This is a genomic window from Blattabacterium cuenoti, assembly GCF_014252015.1.
Lineage (GTDB): Bacteria > Bacteroidota > Bacteroidia > Flavobacteriales > Blattabacteriaceae > Blattabacterium > Blattabacterium cuenoti_U.
Genome location: NZ_CP059206.1, coordinates 388,401 through 410,487 on the forward strand (window position 1 = coordinate 388,401; position 22,087 = coordinate 410,487).

Annotated in this window: 37 protein-coding genes; 1 reads left to right on the top strand and 36 read right to left on the bottom strand. The window is 26.6% G+C overall.

All coding sequences use genetic code 11. From position 1 onward, the window contains the following. Positions 1-6 precede the first annotated feature (6 nt). Both menA and menB read right to left on the bottom strand, forming a co-directional pair. On the bottom strand, positions 7-906 hold the full coding sequence (menA, locus tag H0H50_RS01820) for a 1,4-dihydroxy-2-naphthoate octaprenyltransferase (RefSeq protein WP_185866930.1): 900 nt from the start codon (positions 904-906) through the stop codon (positions 7-9). After that, positions 903-1,727, bottom strand: a complete 825-nt coding sequence (gene menB, locus H0H50_RS01825; RefSeq protein ID WP_185866931.1) for a 1,4-dihydroxy-2-naphthoyl-CoA synthase — start codon at positions 1,725-1,727, stop codon at positions 903-905. Before menB ends, menA begins: the two co-directional genes overlap by 4 nt. Before the next feature lie 54 nt (positions 1,728-1,781). On the opposite strand from menB, the gene H0H50_RS01830 reads away from it, so the two are divergent. Further along, entirely contained in the window at positions 1,782-2,192 is a 411-nt protein-coding gene (locus H0H50_RS01830) for a hypothetical protein (RefSeq protein WP_185866932.1), read from the top strand. On the opposite strand, the gene H0H50_RS01835 is transcribed toward H0H50_RS01830, so the two are convergent. The 34 genes from H0H50_RS01835 to map all read right to left on the bottom strand — a co-directional run bounded on the left by H0H50_RS01835 (position 2,166) and on the right by map (position 22,084). After that, on the bottom strand, positions 2,166-3,431 hold the full coding sequence (locus H0H50_RS01835; protein WP_185866933.1) for an SLC13 family permease: 1,266 nt from the start codon (positions 3,429-3,431) through the stop codon (positions 2,166-2,168). The genes H0H50_RS01830 and H0H50_RS01835 overlap by 27 nt on opposite strands. Before the next feature lie 41 nt (positions 3,432-3,472). Then, positions 3,473-4,762, bottom strand: coding sequence for a phosphopyruvate hydratase (eno, locus tag H0H50_RS01840; RefSeq protein ID WP_185866934.1), 1,290 nt, complete (start codon positions 4,760-4,762; stop codon positions 3,473-3,475). Next, positions 4,749-5,195 (bottom strand): 50S ribosomal protein L17, encoded by a 447-nt coding sequence (gene rplQ, locus H0H50_RS01845; protein ID WP_185866935.1) that lies wholly within the window; start codon positions 5,193-5,195, stop codon positions 4,749-4,751. Before rplQ ends, eno begins: the two co-directional genes overlap by 14 nt. A gap of 17 nt (positions 5,196-5,212) precedes the next feature. Continuing rightward, positions 5,213-6,214: a DNA-directed RNA polymerase subunit alpha gene (locus tag H0H50_RS01850; RefSeq protein ID WP_185866936.1), complete on the bottom strand. Its 1,002-nt coding sequence runs from the start codon at positions 6,212-6,214 to the stop codon at positions 5,213-5,215. 20 nt (positions 6,215-6,234) lie between these two features. Continuing rightward, a complete protein-coding gene (gene rpsD, locus H0H50_RS01855; RefSeq protein WP_185866937.1) occupies positions 6,235-6,843 on the bottom strand; it encodes a 30S ribosomal protein S4 in 609 nt (202 codons plus the stop codon). 27 nt (positions 6,844-6,870) lie between these two features. Continuing rightward, entirely contained in the window at positions 6,871-7,257 is a 387-nt protein-coding gene (gene rpsK / locus H0H50_RS01860) for a 30S ribosomal protein S11 (RefSeq protein ID WP_185866938.1), read from the bottom strand. A 3-nt stretch (positions 7,258-7,260) separates the two neighbouring features. Next, positions 7,261-7,641 carry a 30S ribosomal protein S13 gene (rpsM, locus tag H0H50_RS01865; RefSeq protein ID WP_185866939.1) on the bottom strand — a complete coding sequence of 127 codons (381 nt, stop codon included), beginning with the start codon at positions 7,639-7,641 and terminating at the stop codon, positions 7,261-7,263. 9 nt (positions 7,642-7,650) lie between these two features. Then, a complete protein-coding gene (gene rpmJ, locus H0H50_RS01870; protein WP_185866940.1) occupies positions 7,651-7,767 on the bottom strand; it encodes a 50S ribosomal protein L36 in 117 nt (38 codons plus the stop codon). 12 nt (positions 7,768-7,779) lie between these two features. Continuing rightward, positions 7,780-7,995 carry a translation initiation factor IF-1 gene (gene infA, locus H0H50_RS01875; RefSeq protein WP_185866941.1) on the bottom strand — a complete coding sequence of 72 codons (216 nt, stop codon included), beginning with the start codon at positions 7,993-7,995 and terminating at the stop codon, positions 7,780-7,782. A gap of 65 nt (positions 7,996-8,060) precedes the next feature. Beyond that, positions 8,061-9,443, bottom strand: coding sequence for a preprotein translocase subunit SecY (gene secY, locus H0H50_RS01880; protein ID WP_185866942.1), 1,383 nt, complete (start codon positions 9,441-9,443; stop codon positions 8,061-8,063). A 13-nt stretch (positions 9,444-9,456) separates the two neighbouring features. Then, a complete protein-coding gene (gene rplO, locus H0H50_RS01885) occupies positions 9,457-9,945 on the bottom strand; it encodes a 50S ribosomal protein L15 (RefSeq protein WP_185866943.1) in 489 nt (162 codons plus the stop codon). Then, positions 9,938-10,447, bottom strand: a complete 510-nt coding sequence (gene rpsE, locus H0H50_RS01890; RefSeq protein ID WP_185866944.1) for a 30S ribosomal protein S5 — start codon at positions 10,445-10,447, stop codon at positions 9,938-9,940. The genes rplO and rpsE overlap by 8 nt, the downstream gene beginning before the upstream one ends. A gap of 7 nt (positions 10,448-10,454) precedes the next feature. After that, complete coding sequence (gene rplR / locus H0H50_RS01895) at positions 10,455-10,778, bottom strand: 50S ribosomal protein L18 (RefSeq protein ID WP_185866945.1); 324 nt, start codon at positions 10,776-10,778, stop codon at positions 10,455-10,457. Between the two features lie 12 nt (positions 10,779-10,790). After that, entirely contained in the window at positions 10,791-11,336 is a 546-nt protein-coding gene (gene rplF, locus H0H50_RS01900) for a 50S ribosomal protein L6 (protein WP_185866946.1), read from the bottom strand. Positions 11,337-11,351: 15 nt separating this feature from the next. Further along, positions 11,352-11,735, bottom strand: coding sequence for a 30S ribosomal protein S8 (gene rpsH / locus H0H50_RS01905; protein ID WP_317168417.1), 384 nt, complete (start codon positions 11,733-11,735; stop codon positions 11,352-11,354). Positions 11,736-11,746: 11 nt separating this feature from the next. Beyond that, positions 11,747-12,016, bottom strand: coding sequence for a 30S ribosomal protein S14 (gene rpsN, locus H0H50_RS01910; protein ID WP_185866948.1), 270 nt, complete (start codon positions 12,014-12,016; stop codon positions 11,747-11,749). Then, positions 12,009-12,569 carry a 50S ribosomal protein L5 gene (gene rplE / locus H0H50_RS01915; protein ID WP_185866949.1) on the bottom strand — a complete coding sequence of 187 codons (561 nt, stop codon included), beginning with the start codon at positions 12,567-12,569 and terminating at the stop codon, positions 12,009-12,011. Before rplE ends, rpsN begins: the two co-directional genes overlap by 8 nt. 8 nt (positions 12,570-12,577) lie before the next feature. Next, the gene (gene rplX, locus H0H50_RS01920) at positions 12,578-12,799 is read right to left on the bottom strand and encodes a 50S ribosomal protein L24 (protein ID WP_185866950.1); all 222 of its coding nucleotides are present in this window, start codon (positions 12,797-12,799) and stop codon (positions 12,578-12,580) included. A 15-nt stretch (positions 12,800-12,814) separates the two neighbouring features. Beyond that, positions 12,815-13,186 (bottom strand): 50S ribosomal protein L14, encoded by a 372-nt coding sequence (gene rplN, locus H0H50_RS01925; protein WP_185866951.1) that lies wholly within the window; start codon positions 13,184-13,186, stop codon positions 12,815-12,817. Then, a complete protein-coding gene (gene rpsQ / locus H0H50_RS01930; protein WP_185866952.1) occupies positions 13,186-13,470 on the bottom strand; it encodes a 30S ribosomal protein S17 in 285 nt (94 codons plus the stop codon). Before rpsQ ends, rplN begins: the two co-directional genes overlap by 1 nt. Beyond that, a complete protein-coding gene (gene rpmC / locus H0H50_RS01935; RefSeq protein WP_185866953.1) occupies positions 13,454-13,654 on the bottom strand; it encodes a 50S ribosomal protein L29 in 201 nt (66 codons plus the stop codon). Before rpmC ends, rpsQ begins: the two co-directional genes overlap by 17 nt. Then, the gene (rplP, locus tag H0H50_RS01940) at positions 13,651-14,070 is read right to left on the bottom strand and encodes a 50S ribosomal protein L16 (RefSeq protein WP_185866954.1); all 420 of its coding nucleotides are present in this window, start codon (positions 14,068-14,070) and stop codon (positions 13,651-13,653) included. The genes rpmC and rplP overlap by 4 nt, the downstream gene beginning before the upstream one ends. A 27-nt stretch (positions 14,071-14,097) precedes the next feature. Next, on the bottom strand, positions 14,098-14,802 hold the full coding sequence (gene rpsC / locus H0H50_RS01945; protein WP_185866955.1) for a 30S ribosomal protein S3: 705 nt from the start codon (positions 14,800-14,802) through the stop codon (positions 14,098-14,100). A gap of 6 nt (positions 14,803-14,808) precedes the next feature. After that, on the bottom strand, positions 14,809-15,189 hold the full coding sequence (locus H0H50_RS01950; protein ID WP_185866956.1) for a large ribosomal subunit protein uL22: 381 nt from the start codon (positions 15,187-15,189) through the stop codon (positions 14,809-14,811). Positions 15,190-15,195: 6 nt separating this feature from the next. Next, a complete protein-coding gene (gene rpsS / locus H0H50_RS01955; RefSeq protein ID WP_185866957.1) occupies positions 15,196-15,480 on the bottom strand; it encodes a 30S ribosomal protein S19 in 285 nt (94 codons plus the stop codon). A 12-nt stretch (positions 15,481-15,492) separates the two neighbouring features. Next, entirely contained in the window at positions 15,493-16,317 is an 825-nt protein-coding gene (gene rplB / locus H0H50_RS01960) for a 50S ribosomal protein L2 (protein WP_185866958.1), read from the bottom strand. Next, positions 16,317-16,607 carry a 50S ribosomal protein L23 gene (rplW, locus tag H0H50_RS01965; protein ID WP_185866959.1) on the bottom strand — a complete coding sequence of 97 codons (291 nt, stop codon included), beginning with the start codon at positions 16,605-16,607 and terminating at the stop codon, positions 16,317-16,319. Before rplW ends, rplB begins: the two co-directional genes overlap by 1 nt. Before the next feature lies 1 nt (position 16,608). Then, positions 16,609-17,238 (bottom strand): 50S ribosomal protein L4, encoded by a 630-nt coding sequence (rplD, locus tag H0H50_RS01970; RefSeq protein ID WP_185866960.1) that lies wholly within the window; start codon positions 17,236-17,238, stop codon positions 16,609-16,611. Beyond that, positions 17,229-17,861: a 50S ribosomal protein L3 gene (gene rplC, locus H0H50_RS01975; protein ID WP_185866961.1), complete on the bottom strand. Its 633-nt coding sequence runs from the start codon at positions 17,859-17,861 to the stop codon at positions 17,229-17,231. Before rplC ends, rplD begins: the two co-directional genes overlap by 10 nt. A gap of 3 nt (positions 17,862-17,864) precedes the next feature. Then, a complete protein-coding gene (rpsJ, locus tag H0H50_RS01980) occupies positions 17,865-18,170 on the bottom strand; it encodes a 30S ribosomal protein S10 (protein WP_012840772.1) in 306 nt (101 codons plus the stop codon). Positions 18,171-18,191: 21 nt separating this feature from the next. Further along, a complete protein-coding gene (gene fusA / locus H0H50_RS01985) occupies positions 18,192-20,306 on the bottom strand; it encodes an elongation factor G (protein WP_185866962.1) in 2,115 nt (704 codons plus the stop codon). A gap of 11 nt (positions 20,307-20,317) precedes the next feature. Then, positions 20,318-20,794 carry a 30S ribosomal protein S7 gene (gene rpsG / locus H0H50_RS01990; protein ID WP_185866963.1) on the bottom strand — a complete coding sequence of 159 codons (477 nt, stop codon included), beginning with the start codon at positions 20,792-20,794 and terminating at the stop codon, positions 20,318-20,320. 7 nt (positions 20,795-20,801) lie between these two features. Continuing rightward, positions 20,802-21,179: a 30S ribosomal protein S12 gene (gene rpsL / locus H0H50_RS01995; protein WP_185866964.1), complete on the bottom strand. Its 378-nt coding sequence runs from the start codon at positions 21,177-21,179 to the stop codon at positions 20,802-20,804. A 77-nt stretch (positions 21,180-21,256) separates the two neighbouring features. Next, the gene (map, locus tag H0H50_RS02000; protein WP_185866965.1) at positions 21,257-22,084 is read right to left on the bottom strand and encodes a type I methionyl aminopeptidase; all 828 of its coding nucleotides are present in this window, start codon (positions 22,082-22,084) and stop codon (positions 21,257-21,259) included. Positions 22,085-22,087 lie beyond the last annotated feature (3 nt).

Sequence of the window (22,087 nt, forward strand, 5' to 3'; positions counted from 1 at the left end):
ATTAATTTAAAAACTAATTCCTATACTAAATCCATATAAAAAAGTAAGTATAACTAATTTTTTCAATTCATAATTGAACAATTCTTTTTCTTTTATATTAATTATATTTTTTATATGTAATATTAAGAATATAACAAAAAATATAAAAAAAAACCATTGATAAACGGTTTTTTGGTTTAAAAAAATAAAATATCCACCTAAAAATATTGAATTCAATACAATAAATATATGATATAATTTTGCATATTTAATACCTAACCATACAGCCATGGTATATTTTCCATTTTCATAATCGTTATCTATATCTCTCATATTATTAATATTCAAAACTCCTACGTTTAAAAATCCTATAGATAAAGAAAGAAAAAACATATCTGTACATAAAGTATGTGTATACAAGAAATAACTTCCTTCTACCGAGAGAATTCCAAAAAAAATTATAACACATAAATCACCTATTCCTGCTATATATCCATAAGGATAACGTCCGATAGAATATTTTATTGAACAGTATATACATATAAAAATTCCTATAAAATATATAAAAAAAATAAAAACATTTTCCCATAAAATAGTATTACAAAGTAATAGAAATCCTGAAAAAAAAGATAATACAGAAAATATATAGATCGCTTTTTTCATTTCTGATAAAGAAATAAAACCACATTGAATTGTTCTTTTAGGACCTATTCGTTTAAAATTATCTACTCCTGTTATACTATCTCCATAATCATTTGAAAAATTAGCCAATATTTGTAATAATAATGCAGTGATAATACATAAAACATAAGAAGTAAAACTAACATTTGTTCTTGATTTAGATATAAGAAAACTTGAACTTATACCAGAAAAAGATAAAGGTAAAGTATGAATACGAGCTGCATAAATCCAATATTTTAATTTCATAAAAATTTAGGAAATTTTTTAAAATTTGGAGATCTTTTTTCCAAAAAAGCTCTTTTCCCTTCTTTAGATTCTTCCATTAAATAATACATTAAAGTAGCATCTCCTGCTAATTGCATTAATCCATGTTGTCCATCTAATTCAGCATTTAAACTACGTTTTATCATTCTTAAAGACATAGGACTTCTTTTTTGTATAATCTTACACCATTCTATGGTTTTTTTTTCCAATTCATTTTTTTCTACAACTTTATTAATCAATCCCATAGACAAAGCTTCTTTAGCCGTATATTCTTTACATAAAAACCACATTTCTCGTGTTTTTTTTTGTCCAATATGACGAGCCAAATATGAACATCCAAATCCACCATCAAAAGAACCTACTTTTGGTCCTACTTGACTGAAAATAGCATTATCAGAAGCTATTGTTAAATCACAAACGACATGTAAAACATGGCCTCCTCCTACTGCATAACCATTAACCATAGCTATAACTGGTTTAGGTAATTCTCTTATTCTTTTATAAAAATCTAAAATATTTAATCTTGGGATTCCATCTTTTCCTAAATATCCACCTAAACCTCTTGTAGTCTGGTCTCCTCCAGAACAAAAAGATTTATTTCCTGATCCAGTTATGATTAAGACATCAATATCAACTCTATTACTACATATGTTTATAGCATCTATCATTTCATTAACTGTTTCTACACGAAATGCATTATGACACCATGGTCTATTAATCTCTATTTTAGAAATGCCTTCTCCAAAAAGAAATAATATATCTTCATATTTCTTAATCGGGGTCCAATTTATAGTATAATTCATAATAAAAAAATTAAAAATTGATGTTTATTTTTACAAAATAGATTTCATCATGTTATGTATCGTAATATGTTATCAGTATCAACTGGAATTGTGATAAGTATTGTAGAAATATTTTTTTCTATTAAATTTTTGAAAAAATGGTTTACAAAAATACAATTTATTCCATTAAAAAAATTTAAGTACATTTTGATTGAAGCTCCTACTGAATTTTTTATAATTCTAATTTTTTTTTATGCTTTTAGCGGTTTATTAGGAGGAATTGTAACTGCTTTTTTTGCAAAAAATGCAAAAAAAGCTTATGCTATATTAACGGGTTTTATTTTATTTCTTATAACATTATTTCACATGTTTTTTTATCCATTTCCATTATGGTTCAAGATAATAATACTTCCTATTTTTTTTCCTTTTTCATATATAGGAGGAAATTTTATAGAATTCTTACAAAGAAAAAAGTGGATAAATTAATAAATAAAGAAATCCAGATATATATCCTATTAAAGCAATCCAACTAATTTTTTTGAAATACCAAAAAAAATCTATTTTTTCCATGCTCATAGCTGCTACGCCTGCAGCCGATCCTATAAGAAAAATACTCCCACCTGTTCCAGAAGCATAAGCTATAAAATGCCATAAATCATGATTTATTGGATAAGAAAACATAGCTATAGTAGCTGCTACTAAAGGAACGTTATCCATAATAGAAGAAATTAATCCAAATAAGAAAGTTGTAATCTTCCATGTATAAACATTTTCATTTATCCAGTGAGATAAATTATATAACTTTCCCAGAGATTCTAAAGAAGAAACTGAAAGTAAAATTCCTAAGAAGAATAAAATACTAGATAAATCTACTTTTTTAAAAATATCATATAAAATAAATTGAGACTTATATTTTTGGGATACTATAAAAAGTATAACAGCCAAAGAAAACATCATAGCCATATACGGTGGTATTCCTATAATAGTTTTTAAAACTGGAACAAGTAACATTAAAAATAAACCTATTTTTAACATAAAAAAACCTCTGTTTATATGATCTTTTGAGAGACCACTTTTTTTTATTTGAATATATCCATTAAAAATAGGTATGTAAGAAGCTATTAAAGTAGAAATAACCATACATAATATAGATGGAATGAATATTTTTTTTATAAGATGAATTGTAGTTACTTTATTGGAAATCCATAACATAGTTGTAGTAATATCACCTATTGGAGACCAGACTCCTCCCGCATTAGCAGATATAATTACTAATCCTAAATAATATAAACGATCCTTATAATTATAAACTGTTTTTCTTAAAAGAGAAATTAAAACCATAGTAGCAGTAAGATTATCTATTATGGCAGATAATAAAAAAGAAACTATACTTATAATCCATAAAAATCTACGTTTTGTATTTGTATAAAATAATTCTTTTAAAGCTTCAAAACCTGAGTATTTTTCAATAATAGCAATAATAGACATAGCTCCAATAAGAAAAAAAATAATTTCAGAAGCTTTTCCTAGATGGAATAATAATAAATATTTAGGATCTTTTTTCGGAATTAAATGTTGATCTAATTCATAGACAGGAAGATTGAAAAATATAATTAATGACCAACAAATAATAGCCATTAAAATAGATGGAATGACTTTATTTACAGAAATAAAATTTTCAAGAGTAATTAATAAATATCCCAAGATAAAAATAAAAATTACCATTGATTTTTATGTTGCTCTGTTTTATCTATATTATTGAATTTTTAATTCCATTTTGAATAAAAAGAATATTTTCCAAGTGCATTTTCAATACGTAATAATTGATTATATTTTGAAGTTCGTTCAGAGCGACATAAAGAACCTGTTTTTATTTGTTCTATATTAAATGCTACAGAAAGATCCGCTATAAAAGAATCTTCAGTATCTCCAGAACGATGAGAAATAATATTTTGATATTTATTTTTTTTAGCTAAATTAATTGTCTCAATTGTTTCTGTTAGTGTTCCTACTTGATTGATTTTAATTAAAATAGAATTAGCTACTTTTTTTTCGATTCCTTCATTTAATTTATCTACTTGTGTAACAAAAAGATCATCTCCAACTAATTGTATTTTATCTCCTATTTCATGAGTTAATAATTTCCATCCTTCCCAATCATTTTCATCCATTCCATCTTCAATAGATATAATTGGATATTTTTTAACTAAATAGGACAAATAATGAACATGTTCTTCTCTTGATTTTGTTAAATTTTTTATCTTTTTTTCCGATTTTTCAAATTTAGAATAATTATATTCATTATTTTGATAAAATTCAGATGCGGCACAATCTATAGCTAGAGCTATTTGATCATAAGGTTCATAATTTGCCATATATATAGCTTCTAATATATGATTTAAAACTTCTTCAACTCCATTAAAATTAGGCGAAAAACCTCCCTCGTCTCCTACACTTGTAGAGAATCCTTTTTTATCTAAAAGATTTTTCAGTTGATAAAATACTTTATGTCCCATTTGAAGAGCTTCTCTAAATGTGTTTGCTTTAATAGGAACTATCATAAATTCTTGAAAAACAATAGAATTATTTGAATGTTTTCCTCCATTTACAATATTTATTAAAGGAATAGGAAGTCCACAAGTATAAATTCCTCCTATATATTTATATAGAGGTATATTTAATTCATTACAAGCTGCTTTTGCAACAGCCAAAGATATACCTAAAATAGCATTAGATCCTAACCTTTTTTTATTTATAGTTCCATCTAACTCTAACATGAGTTGATCAATGCAAATTTGATCCAAAACAGATTTTCCAATTAATTCAGGAGCAATAATATCATTAACATTTTGAACTGCTTTTAATACACTTTTTCCAAAAAAAATATTTTCTTTATTATCACGTAATTCAAAAGCTTCATTTTTTCCTTTTGATGCTCCAGATGGAACAGAAGCACGTCCTAATATATTATTTTCTGTTATTACATCTACTTCTACAGTAGGATTTCCTCTAGAATCCAATATTTGTCTAGCTTGAATAATTTTAATTTTGCTCATTACTCTCTTTTTTTATTTTTTTCCTGCTACGTCTTACTTTTACAGGTTTTTTTATTCTTTTAGAAATATAAATTTCATTAAAATCTACTAACTCTATGAAAGAAAGAGGAGCTTGATCTCCAAAACGAAATCCAGTTTTTATTATTCTAGTATATCCACCAGGACGTTCACGAATTTTTTCAAAAATATCCTTGAATAATTCTGAAACCGCTGTTTTATCTCTTAAATATGAAAAAATATTTCTCCTGGAGTGGATTGTATTGATTTTTGATTTTGTAATGATAGGTTCAATATATTTTCTCAAAGCTTTAGCTTTAGCTAAAGTAGTAAAAATTTTTTTCTTTTTTATAAGAGAAGATGCCATATTGGAAAGAAGAGATTTGCGATGTCCATATTTCCTTCCTAAATGATTATTTTTATTTCTATGATTCATCAATAAAATAGCTTAATCTATGATTCTTTCAACAATTTATATTCTTCTATATTCATTCCAAAATACAATCCTTTTTCCTTCATCTTGCTCTCCAGTTCATCTAAAGATTTTTTACCAAAATTCCTCATTTTCAACATATTATGTCTATTACAATTAACTAAATCTGCTATAGTAGTTATAGCTGCTGATTTTAAGCAATTTTTTGTACGAACAGATAGATCCATATCACTCAATTTGGATTTTAATAATGTTCGCATTCTAATAAATTCTTCATTATATTTCTTATTTTTATTAGTTTCTTTTTGTTTCTTTTCTCCTATTTTTTCATAAGAGAATATAGAAAAATATTGAATTAGTATTTTTGAAGCTTCCATTAAAGCTAATTTTGGACAAATAGATCCATCTGTTTGAATTTCTAATGAAAGATTTTCAAAATCAGTTTTCTGTCCTACACGACAATTTTCTATTGTATATTTTACATTTTTAATAGGAGTATAAATAGAATCTATAGGTATAGTCCCAATTAAGTCATTCCCATTTTTTTTGTTTTCTTCTGCAGGAACATAACCTCTTCCCTCTTCAATCGTAAAACTTATTTCTAAAGGTGTTAATTCATCTTTATTACAAATAATTAAATCATCGTTTAAAATTTGAAATCCAGAAATAAATTTATTTAAAATTTTTCCTGTGACTAGTTTCCCATGATTTATATAAGCATTTACTGTTTCTTGACAAGTTCCTGGTACTTTTTGTTTAAAACGAATTTTCTTAAAATTTAAAATGATTTCAGTAACATCCTCAACTACTCCTTTTATAGTCGAAAATTCATATTTAACTCCCTTTATTCTAATAGAAGTAACAGAGAATCCTTTTAAAGATCCTAATAAAACTCTTCTTAACGCATTTCCTAATGTAATTCCATATCCAGGTTCTAAAGGTTTTAAATGAAAAACACCATTATTATCCGAAAATTCGGATATTGCAATTCTATCGGGTTTTACAAAATCCAGAATAGCCATATAATTAATTTACTACTATTTTATTTTGAATATAATTCAACAATTAATTGTTCTTTAATATTTTCAGGTATTTGTGTTCTTTTTGGCATCATTCTAAATATACCAAACATATTTCTCTCATCCAAAATTAACCATTCTACCAATGGGCCTGTTTTTTTATGTATAGAATTTAATATTACAGGATGTTTTTTAGATTTTTCTTTTACTTCTATTTTATCTCCCGGTTTTAATCTAAAAGATGGAATGTTTACCATTTTATTATTAACAATAATATGTCTATGAGAAACAATTTGACGAGCAGAAGATCTAGATGGAGCAAATTTTAATCTAAAAACTATGTTATCCAAACGACTTTCACATGCTTGTAATAATAACTCTCCAGTTATTCCTTTTTTTCTTGCAGCTTCAAAAAATAAACCCTCAAATTGTCGTTCTAATATTCCATAAGTATATCTTGCTTTTTGTTTTTCTATTAGCTGAATAAAATATTCCGAACGTTTTCCTCTACGACGATTGCTTCCATGCTGACCAGATGGATATTTTCTTCTTTCAAAATATTTGTCTTCTCCATAAATGCATTCTCCAAATCTTCTAGAAATTTTAGTTTTAGGTCCTATATATTTTGCCATAATTTTTTGATATGATAAAAATAAATATCAAACTCTTCTTCTTTTAGGAGGACGACAACCATTATGTGGTAATGGAGTAATATCTTTTATCATCGTTACTACTATTCCAGAATTACTTAATGCTCGTATAGCTGCATCTCTTCCTGCTCCAGGTCCTTTTACTTTTACTTCCACTTTTTTTATTCCAGCATTGAGTCCTTCTTTTGCTACATTTTCCGCTACTATTTGAGCTGCATACGGTGTATTTTTTTTAGATCCTTTAAAATTCATTTTTCCAGCGGAAGACCATGCTACAACATCTCCTTTTTTATTTGTTAAGGTGATAATAATATTATTAAAAGTAGCTTGAATATGTGCTTCTCCAACAGAATCTACAACTACTGATTTTTTTTTACCCAATGATGATTTTACCATATTTTATTTTGTAACTTTTTTCTTGTTCGCTACAGTTTTTTTTCTTCCTTTTCTGGTTCTACAATTATTTTTTGTTTTTTGTCCTCTCAATGGTAAACCTTTTCTATGTCTGGTTCCTATATAACAACCTATATCCATCAATCGTTTAATATTGAATTGTATTTCAGATCTTAATTCTCCTTCAATTTTAACATAATCAGATATATACTTTCTAATTTTACTAATATCATCATCAGACCAATTTTCTACTTTTTTATTTTCATTTATTCCGACGTAACAAAGTATTTTTTTTGATAAACTTTTACCAATTCCATATAAATAAGTAAGTGCAACAACACCTCTTTTAGATCTTGGAAGATCTACACCTGAAATTCTTGCAGACATAAAATATATTTAACCCTGTTTTTGTTTAAATCTAGGATTTTTTTTATTAATAATACGAAGACGTCCTTTTCTACTAACAATTTTACAATTTTCAGTTCTTTTTTTCAAAGATGCTTTTACTTTCATAAAAAATTTGATTTAATATCTATAAGTTATTCTTCCTCTTTCTAAATCATAAGAGGACATTTCTAATCTAACTTTATCTCCTGGTAATATTTTTATATAATGCATTCTCATTTTTCCTGATATATGAGCTTTAACAATGCATCCATTTTCTAATTGAACACGAAACATTGCATTTGGTGATGAATCAATAATCGTACCATCAACTTCAATATGCTTTTGTTTAGCCATATACTAATTATATAATTTATTATTCATTTACACAACACATATAACATAATATACATAAAAAATTATTATCTAGTATATCTGCTACTGCGATACTTCATCATCATTAATCCATCGTAGTGATAATTTAACAAATATATATTTACTTGTTGTGAAATATCCAAAATTACTCCTACTACAATTAATAATGAAGTACCTCCATAAAATAACGCAAAATTCTGAGTAAAACCCATACGATAAACAATAGAAGGGAGTATAGCTATTATTGCTAGTAGAACCGCTCCAGGTAATGTTATCCTTGATAAAATATGATCTATATATTCAGCAGTTTCTTTTCCAGGTTTAATTCTTGGAATATGTCCTCCATTTCTTTTTAAATCATCAGCCATTTGATTTACTGGAATAGCAATAGCTGTATAAAAAAAAGTAAAAACTATAACTAATATAAAAATAGTAAAATTATACCAAAATCCATAAATGTTTTGAAATATATGAAAAAAATTTTTAATTTTTATGTTTTTTACATAATCAGAGAAAGTCAGTGGAAATAACATTATAGCTTGTGAAAATATAATAGGCATGACACCAGCTGCAGTCATTTTTAATGGAATATATTGATGTTTTTTATGAATTAATTGAGAATCTAATCCTAAGGATCTATAATGAGAAACATATTGTACTGGGATTTTCCTAATAGCTTGAATAATTATTACAGAGAATAAAATAACTAACAACCACAATAAAAATTCAAAAAATAAGACAATCAAACCACCATTACCTGTTTCTAATTTGCTAAAAATTTCTTTAGTTATAGCATCTGGAAAACGTGCTATGATTCCAGACATAATGATTAAAGAAATTCCATTACCTATTCCTTTGTCTGTTATTTTATCACCTAACCACATAGTAAACAAAGTTCCAGAAGTTAAAATCATTATTCCTATAATCCAAAATATACTTTTTCCCTGAAAACTATTTAAATCAATTAAATAAGCAGCTTTAGAAGAAGAAAAAGGAATAAACTGTTGAGTTAAAGAAATTAGATATACAGGAGCTTGAATTAAACATATTCCTACAGTTAACCATCTGGTTATAAAACTAATTTGCCTTCTTCCGCTTTCTCCATCCCTTTGTAATCTTTGCAAATAAGGAATAATTATACACATTAGTTGTATTATAATAGATGCGGAAATGTAAGGCATTATACCCAAAGCTAAAACAGATGCACGATTAAAAGCTCCTCCTGTAAAAGAGGATAAAATTTGCATTAATCCTTTAGATCCTGAATTAAATTTCTCTATAAAATCTCGAATCCCTAAAGGATTAATACCTGGAATAGGGATATAAGCACCAAAACGATATATTAACAATAAAGATAAAGTAATTGTTATTTTTTTTCGCAATTCTTTTACATTCCAAATTTTATAAAAAGTTATTATAAAATTATTCATGACAATTATTTATTCATATAAATATTGCTTCCCCACCTATTTTTTTTATAGAAGATAATGCTTTTTTACTAAATTTATATGCATATATCTTCAGTGGAATATGAAGTTCTCCTCTCCCTAAGATTTTTATAAAATCATTTTTTCTAGCTAAATTGTTTTTCAAAAAAAATTTATTATCGACAACATAGTTTTCTTTTTCTTGTCTTTCACTAATTTTAGTGAAATGATTTTGAATCGTATCTAAATTAATTATAATAATATTTTTTCTTAAAGTTTTACTTTTAAATCCAAATTTAGGTATTCTTCTTTGAAGAGGCATTTGCCCTCCTTCAAATCCTTTTTTTTTAGAAAAACCAGATCTAGATTTTGCTCCTTTATGTCCTCTACCACAAGTTCCTCCTTTTCCTGAACCTTGTCCTCTTCCTAATCTTAATTTTTCTTTTTTAGATCCATTATTTGGACGTAAACAATTAATGTTAATATTTGAATAACTTTCATCCATTATATACTTTTTTTATAGTAATTCCTCTTTGTTTTGCTATAATGTAAACATCTCTCATATTGCTTAAAGCTTTTATAGTAGCTTTTATAACATTATGATGATTAGAAGAACCTTTAGATTTAGATAAAACATTTCTCAGACCTGCAGCTTCAAGAACAGCTCTTATAGGTCCACCAGCAATTATTCCTGTTCCATCAGAAGCTGGTTTAACAAGAACATGTGCTCCTCCATATTTAGCTTCTTGTTCATGAGGAATAGTCCCATTGAAAATACATACTTTACAAAGATTTCTTTTCGCTTGTTCTCCTGCTTTATGAATAGCATCAGGAGCTTCTTTAGATTTTCCAAAACCATAACCTACTATTCCGTTTTCATTTCCTTTAATAACAATAGCACTAAAACTGAAATATCTTCTTCCTTTAGTAACTTTACATACTCTTGTCACACCAACCAATTTTTCTTTTAATTCTAATCCTGTATATTTTATTTTTTTTTCAGACATACTTTACTTAAAATTCTAATCCTACTTCTCTAATTCCTTCAGCTAAAGATTTTACTCTACCATGATATAAATATTTTCCTTTATCAAATACTAATTTTTTTATTTTCAATTTTTTTGCTCTGTTTCCTAATAATTTACCAACTTCATTAGCCAATTCTGTTTTATTTTTTTTATATTTTTGTAATTCTTTATCTTTTGAAGAAGATGAAACTAAAGTTTTTCTAGATAAATCATCTATTATTTGTGCATATATTTCTTTATTACTTCTAAAAACAGAAATTCTAGGTTTCTTTGGATCTCCAAAAATTTTTTTTGATTTTTTATTTTTCATCTTTTAAATTATTTAAGCAGATTTTCCTGCTTTTTTTCTAACTTCTTCTCCTAAATATCTTATTCCTTTTCCTTTATAAGGTTCTGGAACTCTAAAAGACCTAATTTTAGCTGCTATTAGACCTAATAGTTGTTTATCATAAGATTTTAAGATAATAATAGGATTTCTTCCTTTTTCAGATTGTATCTCTATATTAATTTCTTCAGGAAGTTGTATCATAATATTATGAGAGAAACCTAAATTCAAGTCTAAAATTTTTTCATTATAAAAAGCTCTGTATCCAACTCCTACTAACTCTAATTTTTTTTCAAATCCTTTTGTAACACCTGTAATCATATTTTTAATTAAAATATAATATAATCCATGTAAAGACCTAGATTTTTTATCTTCTTGATTTCTAATAATTGATAAATGATTTTCATTTAAATTAAATTGAAATCCTTTTGAAATTTTTTGAATCAAATTTCCTAAAGGTCCTTTGACTAAAATTTCGTTATTAATAATTTTTATACTTACATCTTTAGGAATGAAAATAGGTTTTTTTGCAATTCTAGACATTTTTTAATCATTTTATTAAAAAACATAACATAATATTTCCCCTCCTATTTTCCTATTTCTTGCTTGTTTATCTGTGATAATTCCATGAGAAGTCGAAATTATAGCAATTCCTAATCCATTTAATACTCTAGGAATATTCTTATGCTTACAATATTTTCTTAACCCCGGTTTACTAATTCTAATTATTTTTTGAATAACAGAAGTTTTTTTCTTATAATATTTCAAAGCTATTTTAATTACTTTTTTTTCTATTTTATAATCTAAAATATATCCATTTTCTAATAAAACACGGACAATTTCTTTTTTCATTTTAGTAAATGAAACTTCAAGAATTTTATGTTTCGCTAAACTAGCATTTCGAATTCTAGTTAAGAAGTCAGCTATTATATCCATAAAAATTTTTTGTATAGTTACCAACTAGCCTTTTTTACTCCAGGAATAAGACCTTGAGAAACTAAACTTCTAAAAACAATACGAGATACTCCAAATTGCCGCATATATCCCCTGCACCTACCAGTGATAGAACATCTATTTCTTAAACGAACGGGAGATGCATCTCTAGGCAATTTTTGCAATAATTCATAATTTCCAGATTTTTTCAAAATTTTTCTTTTATTTGCATATTTTAAAACCATTCTTTCTCTTTTTCTTTGCCTTGCTTTAACAGATTCTTTAGCCATTTTTATTTTTTTTAAAAGGTAATCCAAATAAAGATAAAAGAATTTTGGCCTCCTCATTTTTTTTTGTAGAAGTAACAAATGTAATATTCATACCCATATTTTTCTTAATTTTATCAATATTTATTTCAGGATAAATCACTTGCTCTATAATACCCATATTATAATTTCCATGACCATCAAAACTACTTTCTTTTACTCCATTAAAATCTCTTACTCTTGGTAAAGAGATCACAATAAGTCTTTCCAAAAATTCGTACATTCTTATTCTCCTTAAAGTAACTTTAACTCCTATAGGCATTCCTTTTCTCAGTTTAAATCCTGATTCATCATGTTTAGAATAACATAAAATAGCTTTTTGTCCTGTAATATCTGTTATTTCATTGATAGAATAATCTATTATTTTTTTATCTAAAATAGAAGAGCCTATTCCCTGATGAATTACTATTTTTTTTAGTTTTGGAACTTTCATAATAGAACTATATCCGAATTTTTCCATTAAATTAGGAACTATTTTTTCTTTATAAAGTTTTTGTAATCTAGATTGATAAATCATTTACATTTTTATTTAATTTTTATCATATTAGATAGATGTATAGGGGCTTCTTTTTCTATAATTCCACCTTTTGGATTTTTTGGAGTTCCTTTAGTATGTCTTTTTATTATATTTACTCCACGTACAATAGCTTTATTTTTTTTAGGAAAAATTTTCATGATTATTCCTTCAATTCCTTTATGATTTCCTGATAAAATTAATACTCTATCTTCTTTTTTTATTTTTGTCATATCATAAAATATTTTTTATAAAACTTCTTGTGCTAAAGAAATAATTTTCATATATTCTTTTTCTCTTAATTCTCTTGCTACTGGTCCAAAAACTCTTGTTCCCATTATTTCTCCAGAAGTATTAATTAATACGCAAGCATTATCATCAAAACTAATATAAGATCCATCTTTTCTTCTGGTTCTATTTTTCGTTCTAATCACTACAGCTTTACAAACTTGCCCCTTTTTAACTGTACTTCCTCCAGGAACAGCTATTTTTACAGTAACTACTATTGTATCTCCCAATGAAGCATATCTCTTTTTAGTACCTCCTAAAACTCTAATAATTAAAACTTCTTTTGCTCCTGTATTATCTGATACTTTACATCTAGATTCTTGCTGTAACATTATCCATTATATTTTTCTAATACACTAACTAATCTCCAACATTTTTTCTTACTTACAGGACGTATTTCCATAATCTTTACTCTATCTCCATTTTTTGATATATTTTTTTCATCATGAACCATATATTTTTTATTTTTCTTGATACTTTTTCCATAATATTTATGTTTCACTTTCTTGATTTCAGATACAATAATAGTCTTGTCCATTTTATCACTTACTACTACTCCTTGTCTTTGTTTACGAATATTTCGAGTTTTCTTTACAGGTTTATATTCTTTTATCATTTATCTTTTTATTATATTCAGTTTTCAATCTAGCAATTCTTCTCCTAAGAAATCTAATTTTCATAGGATTTTTTATGATTTTAATATGATGATTAAATTTTATATTATGGTAATCTTTTTGATCTTTATCAATTTGTTTTATCAAATCATGAATTGATAAATTTTTTATATCTAAATTATTCATAATTTTATTTCATTAGAAGAAATAAATTTCATTTTTATAGGAAGTTTTTGAGCTGCTAACCTTAATGCTTCCTTAGCTACATTCATCTCTACTCCATCTATTTCAAATAAAATTCTACCAGGTTTTACTACAGAAACCCAAAATTCAACAGGACCTTTTCCTTTTCCCATACGTACTTCTTGTGGTTTTCTTGTAGCAGGTTTATCAGGAAAAATATTAATCCATAATTTTCCTTCTCTTTTCATGTATCTTGTAGCAGCGATTCTTGCAGCTTCTAACTGTCTAGAAGTAATCCAAGCTCCTTCTAAAGCTTTAATACCATATAATCCTCTAGAAAGAAGAAATCCTTTTTTGGCTTTTCCACGAATTCTTCCTTTTTGTTTTTTTTTATATTTTGTTTTTTTCGGTTGTAACATATAATAAAAAAAATAATCTTAATAAATTTATTTATTCTTTTTTCTATTAAAATAATGGGATTTATGACTTCTTTGTTTTCTTTGAATCCCCAATAATGGAGATAATTCTCTTTTTCCGTATATCTCTCCTTTCATTATCCATACTTTAATTCCTATACTACCATAAACTGTATGAGCTACTGCCATATGATAATCTACATCAGCGCGAAAAGTTCCAAGAGAAATTCTTCCTTCTTTATATGTTTCACATCTTGCCATCTCTGATCCATTAAGTCTACCAGAAATTTGAATTCTTATACCTTGAGCATTCATTCTGATAGCAGAAAGAATAGATAATTTAATTACTTTTTTATAAGAAATACGATTTTCTAATTGTCTAACTAATCCTTTAGCTACTAATGGAGCATCTAATTCAGGACGTTTGACTTCAAAAATATTAATCTGAACTTCTTTTTTAGTAAGTTTTTTTAACTCTTTTCTTATTGTATCTACTTCATCTCCTCTTTTTCCTATAACCAGAGCCGGTCTTGACGTTTTAATAGTAATTGTTATAAATTTTAATGTTCTTTCTATAAAAATACGAGAAACTATTCCCTTCGGAAGTCTAGCTTCTATATATCTTCTTACTTTAAAATCTTCTTGTATTCTATCTTTATAATTATTACACCAACTAGATTGCCATCCTGTTATAATACCAAGACGATTAACAATCGGATTTGTTTTTTGTCCCATAAAAAATTACATTTCTTTTTTTTTATCTAAAAAAATTATAATATTGCTTGATCTTTTTCTTATTCTATGTCCTCTTCCTTGAGGAACAGGACGTAATCTTTTTAAGGTTTTCCCTTGATTCACTCTAACTTCTTTTATGTATAAAAATTCTTTTTTTTCAGATTTTTCAGAATATAATTGATCATATTTATTTTTCCAGTTAGATAATAAAGAAAGAAGTAACTTTTTGAAAACAAAAGAAATTCTTTTTTTTCTACTATAAGTTAATATATCTAAAGCGCTATATATTTCCTTATTTCTAATTAAATTTGCTATCAATCTCATTTTTCTAGGAGAATTTCTTATTCCATTCAAAGAAGCTGAAACCATATTAGTTTCCTGTTTCATATATTCCTAATTTTTTATTTTCAATTTGCTCTTAGAACCAGCATGTCCTCTAAAAACACGAGTAGGAGCAAATTCTCCAAGTTTATGGCCAATCATATTTTCTGTTATATATACATTTATAAATTGTTTTCCATTATGAACAGCAAAAGTTTGACCTACAAAATCAGGTAAAATAGTGGAAGGTCTAGACCAGGTTTTAATTACAATTTTTTTATCTGATTTAATATTATTTAATACTTTTTTATATAATGTTTGAGAAACATATGGTCCTTTTTTTAAAGATCTTGCCATGATTATAAAATTTTACTTTTTTCTTCTTTGCAAAATATATTTATCAGAATGTCGCTTTTTAGAACGAGTTCTAAATCCTTTAGAAGGTTTTCCTTTTCTATCTCTAGGAATACCACCAGAAGCTTTTCCTTCTCCTCCTCCCATAGGGTGATCTACAGGATTCATAGCGACTCCTCGTGTTCTAGGTCTTCTTCCTAAATGTCTTTTTTTTCCTGCTTTTCCATATGTCTCTAATTGATGATCAGGATTAGAAACAATTCCAATTGTAGCCATACAAGTAACGATTATCATTCTAATTTCTCCAGAAGGAAATTTAATCGTAGCGTATTTTTCATCTTTTGCAAACAATTGAGCAAAAGACCCTGCACTTCTTGCTATTTTAGCCCCCTGTCCTGGTTTCATTTCTATACAAGAAATATTGGTTCCCAAAGGGATATCACTTAAAAAAGTAGAATTTCCTATATCAAAAGGTATATTTTTTCCAGAAATTACTTCTTGTCCTATTTTAAATCCTTCCATTGTTACAATATATCTTTTTTCTCCATCCTTATAATGAAGTAAAGAAATAAAAGATGATCGATTAGGATCATATTCTATAGATTTTATAATAGCAGGAATTCCAAATTTTCTTCTTTTAAAATCTATTATTCTATATCTTCTTTTATGTCCACCTCCAAAATAACGCATGGTCATACGACCTACATTATTTCTTCCTCCAGATTTACACTTTCCTTTTACCAAAGTTTTTTCAGAGTTATAAGTTGTAAGTTGATCAAAACAATTTACAATTCTAAAACGTTGACCAGGTGTTATGGGTTTTAATCTTTTTATTGACATTAAGTTTCTTTTTTATTTAAAAAATCAATTTTTTGATTTTCGTAAAATTGAACAATAACTTTTTTTAGTTTATTAGTTTTTCCATAAATAAATCCTTTTTTAGTATATTTAGATTTATTTTTTCTAGGACAAATTATGGTTCTTATATTTTTTATAGAAAAACCAAATAACTCCTTAATTTTTTTTTTAAGAAGAATTTTATCACAATTTATATTCACAGAAAAAATGTAACAATTATATTTTTCTATTTTGTAAAATTTTTCTGTAATAAAAGGTTTTATTAAAATCATATTATATGGACAAAAATTTATAAATTTGATTTATGGAATTTTCAGAAAAAATAATATATGTAAAATTCATTAACGAAAAAGAATCTAATTCATTAATACTTAATAGTTTAAATTTTTTTAAATTTCTAGAAGATAAATATAAATTTTTATCTTTTTCTCCGGTTATCATTAACGATTTTTGATTCGACAATTGTAATGATTTTAATAAATTTAAAATAAATTTGGTTTTTGGAACATTTAATTTAATATCTTCTATAATTAGAACTTTGTTTTGTATTAATTTTTGCTCGATAAGAAATTTTCTGACTATATTTTTAATACGTTTATTTAATTTAAAAAAATATTTTTTTGGCTTAGGACCAAAAACTCTTCCTCCTCCTCTGAAAATAGGATTTTTTATATTGCCTTTTCTAGAACCACCTGTTCCCTTTTGTCTATGTAATTTTCTAGTACTTCCAGAAAGTTCTCCTCTTTCTTTAGTTTTATGAGTTCCTTGACGTTGAGCTGATAAATATCTTTTTATTTCTAAATATACAGAATGATTATAAGATTTTTTGTAAAAAGTCTTATCATGAAATTCTATTTTTTTATCAGTATAATTTCCTTTAATATCTATGATTTTTAATTCCATTCTTTTTTTTGAATCATTAAATATGAATTTTTATTTCCTGGAACAGATCCTTTTAAGATTATTAGATTTTGATCAAAATCAATTTTCAATATTTTTAAATTTTTAATGGTTACATTTTTTTTTCCCATTTTTCCAGCCATTTTTTTTCCTTTAAATACACGTGATGGATCAGATCCAGCTCCTATTGATCCTGGAGCTCTTAAACGATTATGTTGTCCATGAGTTCTTTCTCCTACTCCTGAAAAATTATGTCTTTTTATTACACCTTGAAACCCTTTTCCTTTAGAAATTCCTTTTATATTGACTAATTCTCCTTCTTTAAAAAGATCTATTTTAATTAAATCTCCTAAAACTAAATCAGAAACTTTATTCATTTTAAATTCAAACAATTTTTTTTTCGGAGATAATCCTGCTTTTTTAAAATGGTTGAATAAAGATTTGTTAGTTTTTTTTATTTTTTTCTCATCTACACCTAATTGAATAGAAGAATAACCATCATTTTTTATTGTTTTTATCTGAACTATGTAACAAGGACCAACTTGTATAATTGTACACGGAATGTTTTCTCCATTTTCTAGAAAAATACTAGTCATTCCTATATTTTTTCCTATTAATCCAGGCATATTTTATACTTTTATCTCAGCTTCTACTCCGCTAGGCAATTCCAATTTCATCAACGCATCTACTGTTTTAGATGAAGCATTATGAATTTGTAAAAGTCTTTTATGAGTAGGAAGAAAAAACTGTTCTCTTGATTTTTTATTTACATGAGGAGAACGTAATACTGTAAATATTTTTTTTTCAGTAGGCAAAGGAACTGGTCCGTTCAATACCACTCCAGTGGGAAGCACCGAATTTACAATTCTTTCGGCCGATTTATCTAATAAATTATAATCATAAGATTTTAATTTAATTTTTATATCATGACCCATAGTATATTAATTTTTCTACTATTATTTCTTTATTTTTTTATTTCGATTTTGATTGCCCATAATTATATTATCTATTACATTTTCAGGAACAGTGTTATAATGAGAAAATTCCATAACAGAAGTCCCTCTTCCAGAAGAAAGAGTTCGTAATACTGTAACATATCCAAACATTTCTGACAATGGAACTAAAGCTTGAACTACTTTTACATTATTTTTATTATTCATATTTTGTACTATTCCTCTTCTACGATTTAAATCTCCTATTATATCTCCCATATTTTCTTCTGGAATTAAAATTTCCAATTTCATAATCGGTTCTAATAAAACAGGTTTTGCTTTTTTTGCTGCTTCTCTGAACCCTAATTTTCCAGCTAATTCAAAAGAAAGTTGATCAGAATCAACGGAATGATAAGATCCATCTAAAATGGTAACCTTAGCGCTATCTATTTCATATCCAGATAAAGGTCCATTTTTCATCATTTCTCTAAAACCTTTTTCTATAGAAGGTATATATTCTTTCGGAATGTTTCCACCTTTTATTTTATTAATAAAAACTAAACCGGATTTACCTATATTTCCGGGTTCTAATCTGAACAATATATCTGCATATTTTCCTCTTCCTCCTGTTTGTTTTTTGTAAATTTCTCTGTGTTCCACTAAATCAGTTAAAGCTTCTTTATATTCTACTTGAGGTTTTCCTTGATTTACTTCAACTTTAAATTCACGTTTCATCCTATCTACAATAATTTCTAAATGAAGTTCTCCCATACCGGAAATGATGGTTTGACCTGTATAAGTATCTGTCCTAACTTGAAAAGTTGGATCTTCTTCCATTAGCTTTGCCAAAGCTAGACTCATTTTATCTATATCTGATTTATATTTAGGTTCTATAGCTAAACCAATTACTGGATCAGGAAATAATATTTTTTCTAATAAAATTGGATATTTTTCATCACATAAAGTATCACCTGTTTTAATATCTTTAAAACCGACTACAGCTGCTATATCTCCAGCTCCAATCTTATTTACAGGATTTTGTTTATTTGCATGCATTTGATATATCCTAGAAATACGTTCTTTATTTCCTGATCTAGCATTAAAACTATAGGATCCTGATTCTATTTTTCCAGAATAAACTCTAAAAAAAGCTAAACGACCAACAAAAGGATCAGTGGAAATTTTAAAAGCCAGTGCAGAAAAAGGTTCATTTTCACTAGGTTTTCTTTTTTCTTTTTTTTGATTAATAGGATTAATTCCCACTATATCCTTTACCTCGAGAGGAGAAGGTAAATATCTACATATAGCATCTAAAATAGCTTGAACTCCTTTATTTTTAAAAGAAGAACCACACAAAATAGGAATAACTTTCATTTTAATTGTATTTTCTCGTAAAGAAAAAATAATATCCTCTTGTGATATAGAAGAATAATTTCCGTATAAAAATTTTTCCATTATTATATCATCATATTCGGATAATGTTTCAAGAAGTTGATTTTTATAATCATAAACCATATTTCTCATATTTTCTGGAATAGGAATTTTTTTATATGTCATTCCATAATTTTTTTCATCCCATATAATCGCTTGATTTTCTATCAAATCTATGACTCCTTTAAAATCATCCCCAATTCCAATAGGAATTTGCAGAGGAACAGAATTAGCCCCTAAAATCTTTTGTATTTGAGAACAAACGTTAAAAAAATCTGAACCTTGTCGATCCATTTTATTTACAAAAGCTATTCTAGGAATCCCATATTTATCTGCTTGTCTCCATACAGTTTCAGATTGAGGTTCCACTCCATCTACAGCACTAAATAAAACTACCATACCGTCCAATACCCTCATAGATCTTTCTACTTCAACAGTAAAATCCACATGTCCTGGAGTATCTATAATATTAATTTGATATTTACTCTTATTATATATCCATTCGCAACATGTAGCTGCAGAAGTAATAGTTATTCCACGCTCTTGTTCTTGTTGCATCCAATCCATAGTAGCCGCTCCATCATGAACTTCACCGATTTTATGATTAATACCTGTATAAAACAAAATTCTTTCTGTAGTGGTAGTTTTTCCTGCATCAATATGTGCTGCTATTCCAATGTTTCTTGTATATTTTAAATCTTTTTCCATAAATAAAATAACTAAAATCTAAAATGAGAAAATGCTTTATTAGCTTCTGCCATTTTATGAATATTTTCTTTCCTTTTCACAGCTTCGCCTTGTTCTTTAAAAGCTTCCCAAATTTCATATGCTAATTTGTTTGCCATTGTTTTTTCATTTCTAATAGAAGCACAGGAAATTAATAATTTCATCGCTTTTGTAATTTTACTATTAGAAGAAATAGGTACAGGAACTTGAATATTAGATCCACCCATACGGCGACTTCTAACCTCTACATGAGGCATGACGTTTTTTAATCCTTCTTTCCATATTTCCAATGCAGACTTTATTTCTTTTTCCTTGATCGTATCAATTTTTTTCATAGCATTATAAAAAATATTATAAGCTATATTTTTCTTTCCATTTTTCATTAAATGATTAACAAAACGTGTGACAAGAGGATCATGAAATTTAGGATCAGGAAAATATACTTTTTCTTTCTTTTTAATTTTTCTCATTAATAGTTTAATCTTTTTTGACTATTTTAGCTCCATACTTACTTCTACTTTTTTTTCTTCCATTGACTCCAGCCGTATCTCTAGCTCCTCGTACTACTTTATATTTCACACCTGGTAAATCTTTGACTCTACCTCCTTTGACTAATACTATTGAATGTTCTTGAAGATTATGGCCTTCTCCCGTAATATAACTAATTACTTCTCTTCCGTTTGTAAAACGAACACGAGCTACTTTTCGCATAGCGGAATTAGGTTTTTTTGGTGTGGTAGTATAAACTCTAGTACATACTCCTCTTTTTTGAGGACAAAATTCTAATGCTATAGATTTCCGTTTTTTAGAAACAGAAGTACGACCTTTTCTAATTAACTGCTGTATAGTAGGCATATCCTATATTTAAAATGCAAATTATGCTATTTAATAATAAATTACAAAACTTAATAATTAAAAAAAACTAATCAATATTAAAAATTATCAAGGTGTATTTTTTTATTTTGAAAAGAATTTTCTTCTAATGATTTAATATTAAGTTCTTTATAAATATAACGAAAAGTTGAAAGTAAACAAGGAAAACCGTCTACAATAGCTACATTATGTTCATAATGAGCTGAATTTTTTTTATCTAGGGTGGTTACCGTCCATCCATCTTTATGGAAACAAATTTGAGATGAACCAATATTTACCATTGGTTCTATAGAAAGAACCAACCCTTCTTTTAATTTAAGACCTTTTCCTTTTTTTCCAAAATTTGGTATTTGAGGATCCTCATGCATATTTTTTCCCAGCCCATGACCCACAAGGTCTTTTACTACATTATAACCATTTTTTTCAATAAAAGATTGAATTGAATATCCGATATCTCCAATCTTATTTCCATATTTACAATTGGATATTCCAATATAAAGAGATTTTTTAGAACAATTTAAAAATTCTTTTGTTTGATAAGAAACACTTCCAACTTCAAAAGTATATGCATGTTCTCCATAAAATCCATTCATATAAACTCCACAATCTATAGATAATATATCTCCATCAGATAAAGGATCTAGATTAGGAATTCCATGTACAACTTGGTGATTTGGAGAAACACACAAAGTATTTGGAAAATCATATAATCCTAAAAAGGCAGGTTTACCTCCATGATCACGAATAAAAGATTCTGCAAGTTTATCTAAATAAAGTGTATTAATTCCTGGTTTTATTTCTTTAGCTAACATTCCTAATGTTTTAGAAGCTAAAAAAGCACTTTTTTTGATTAAAATTATTTCTTCTATAGTCTTCAATTGTATCAAAAT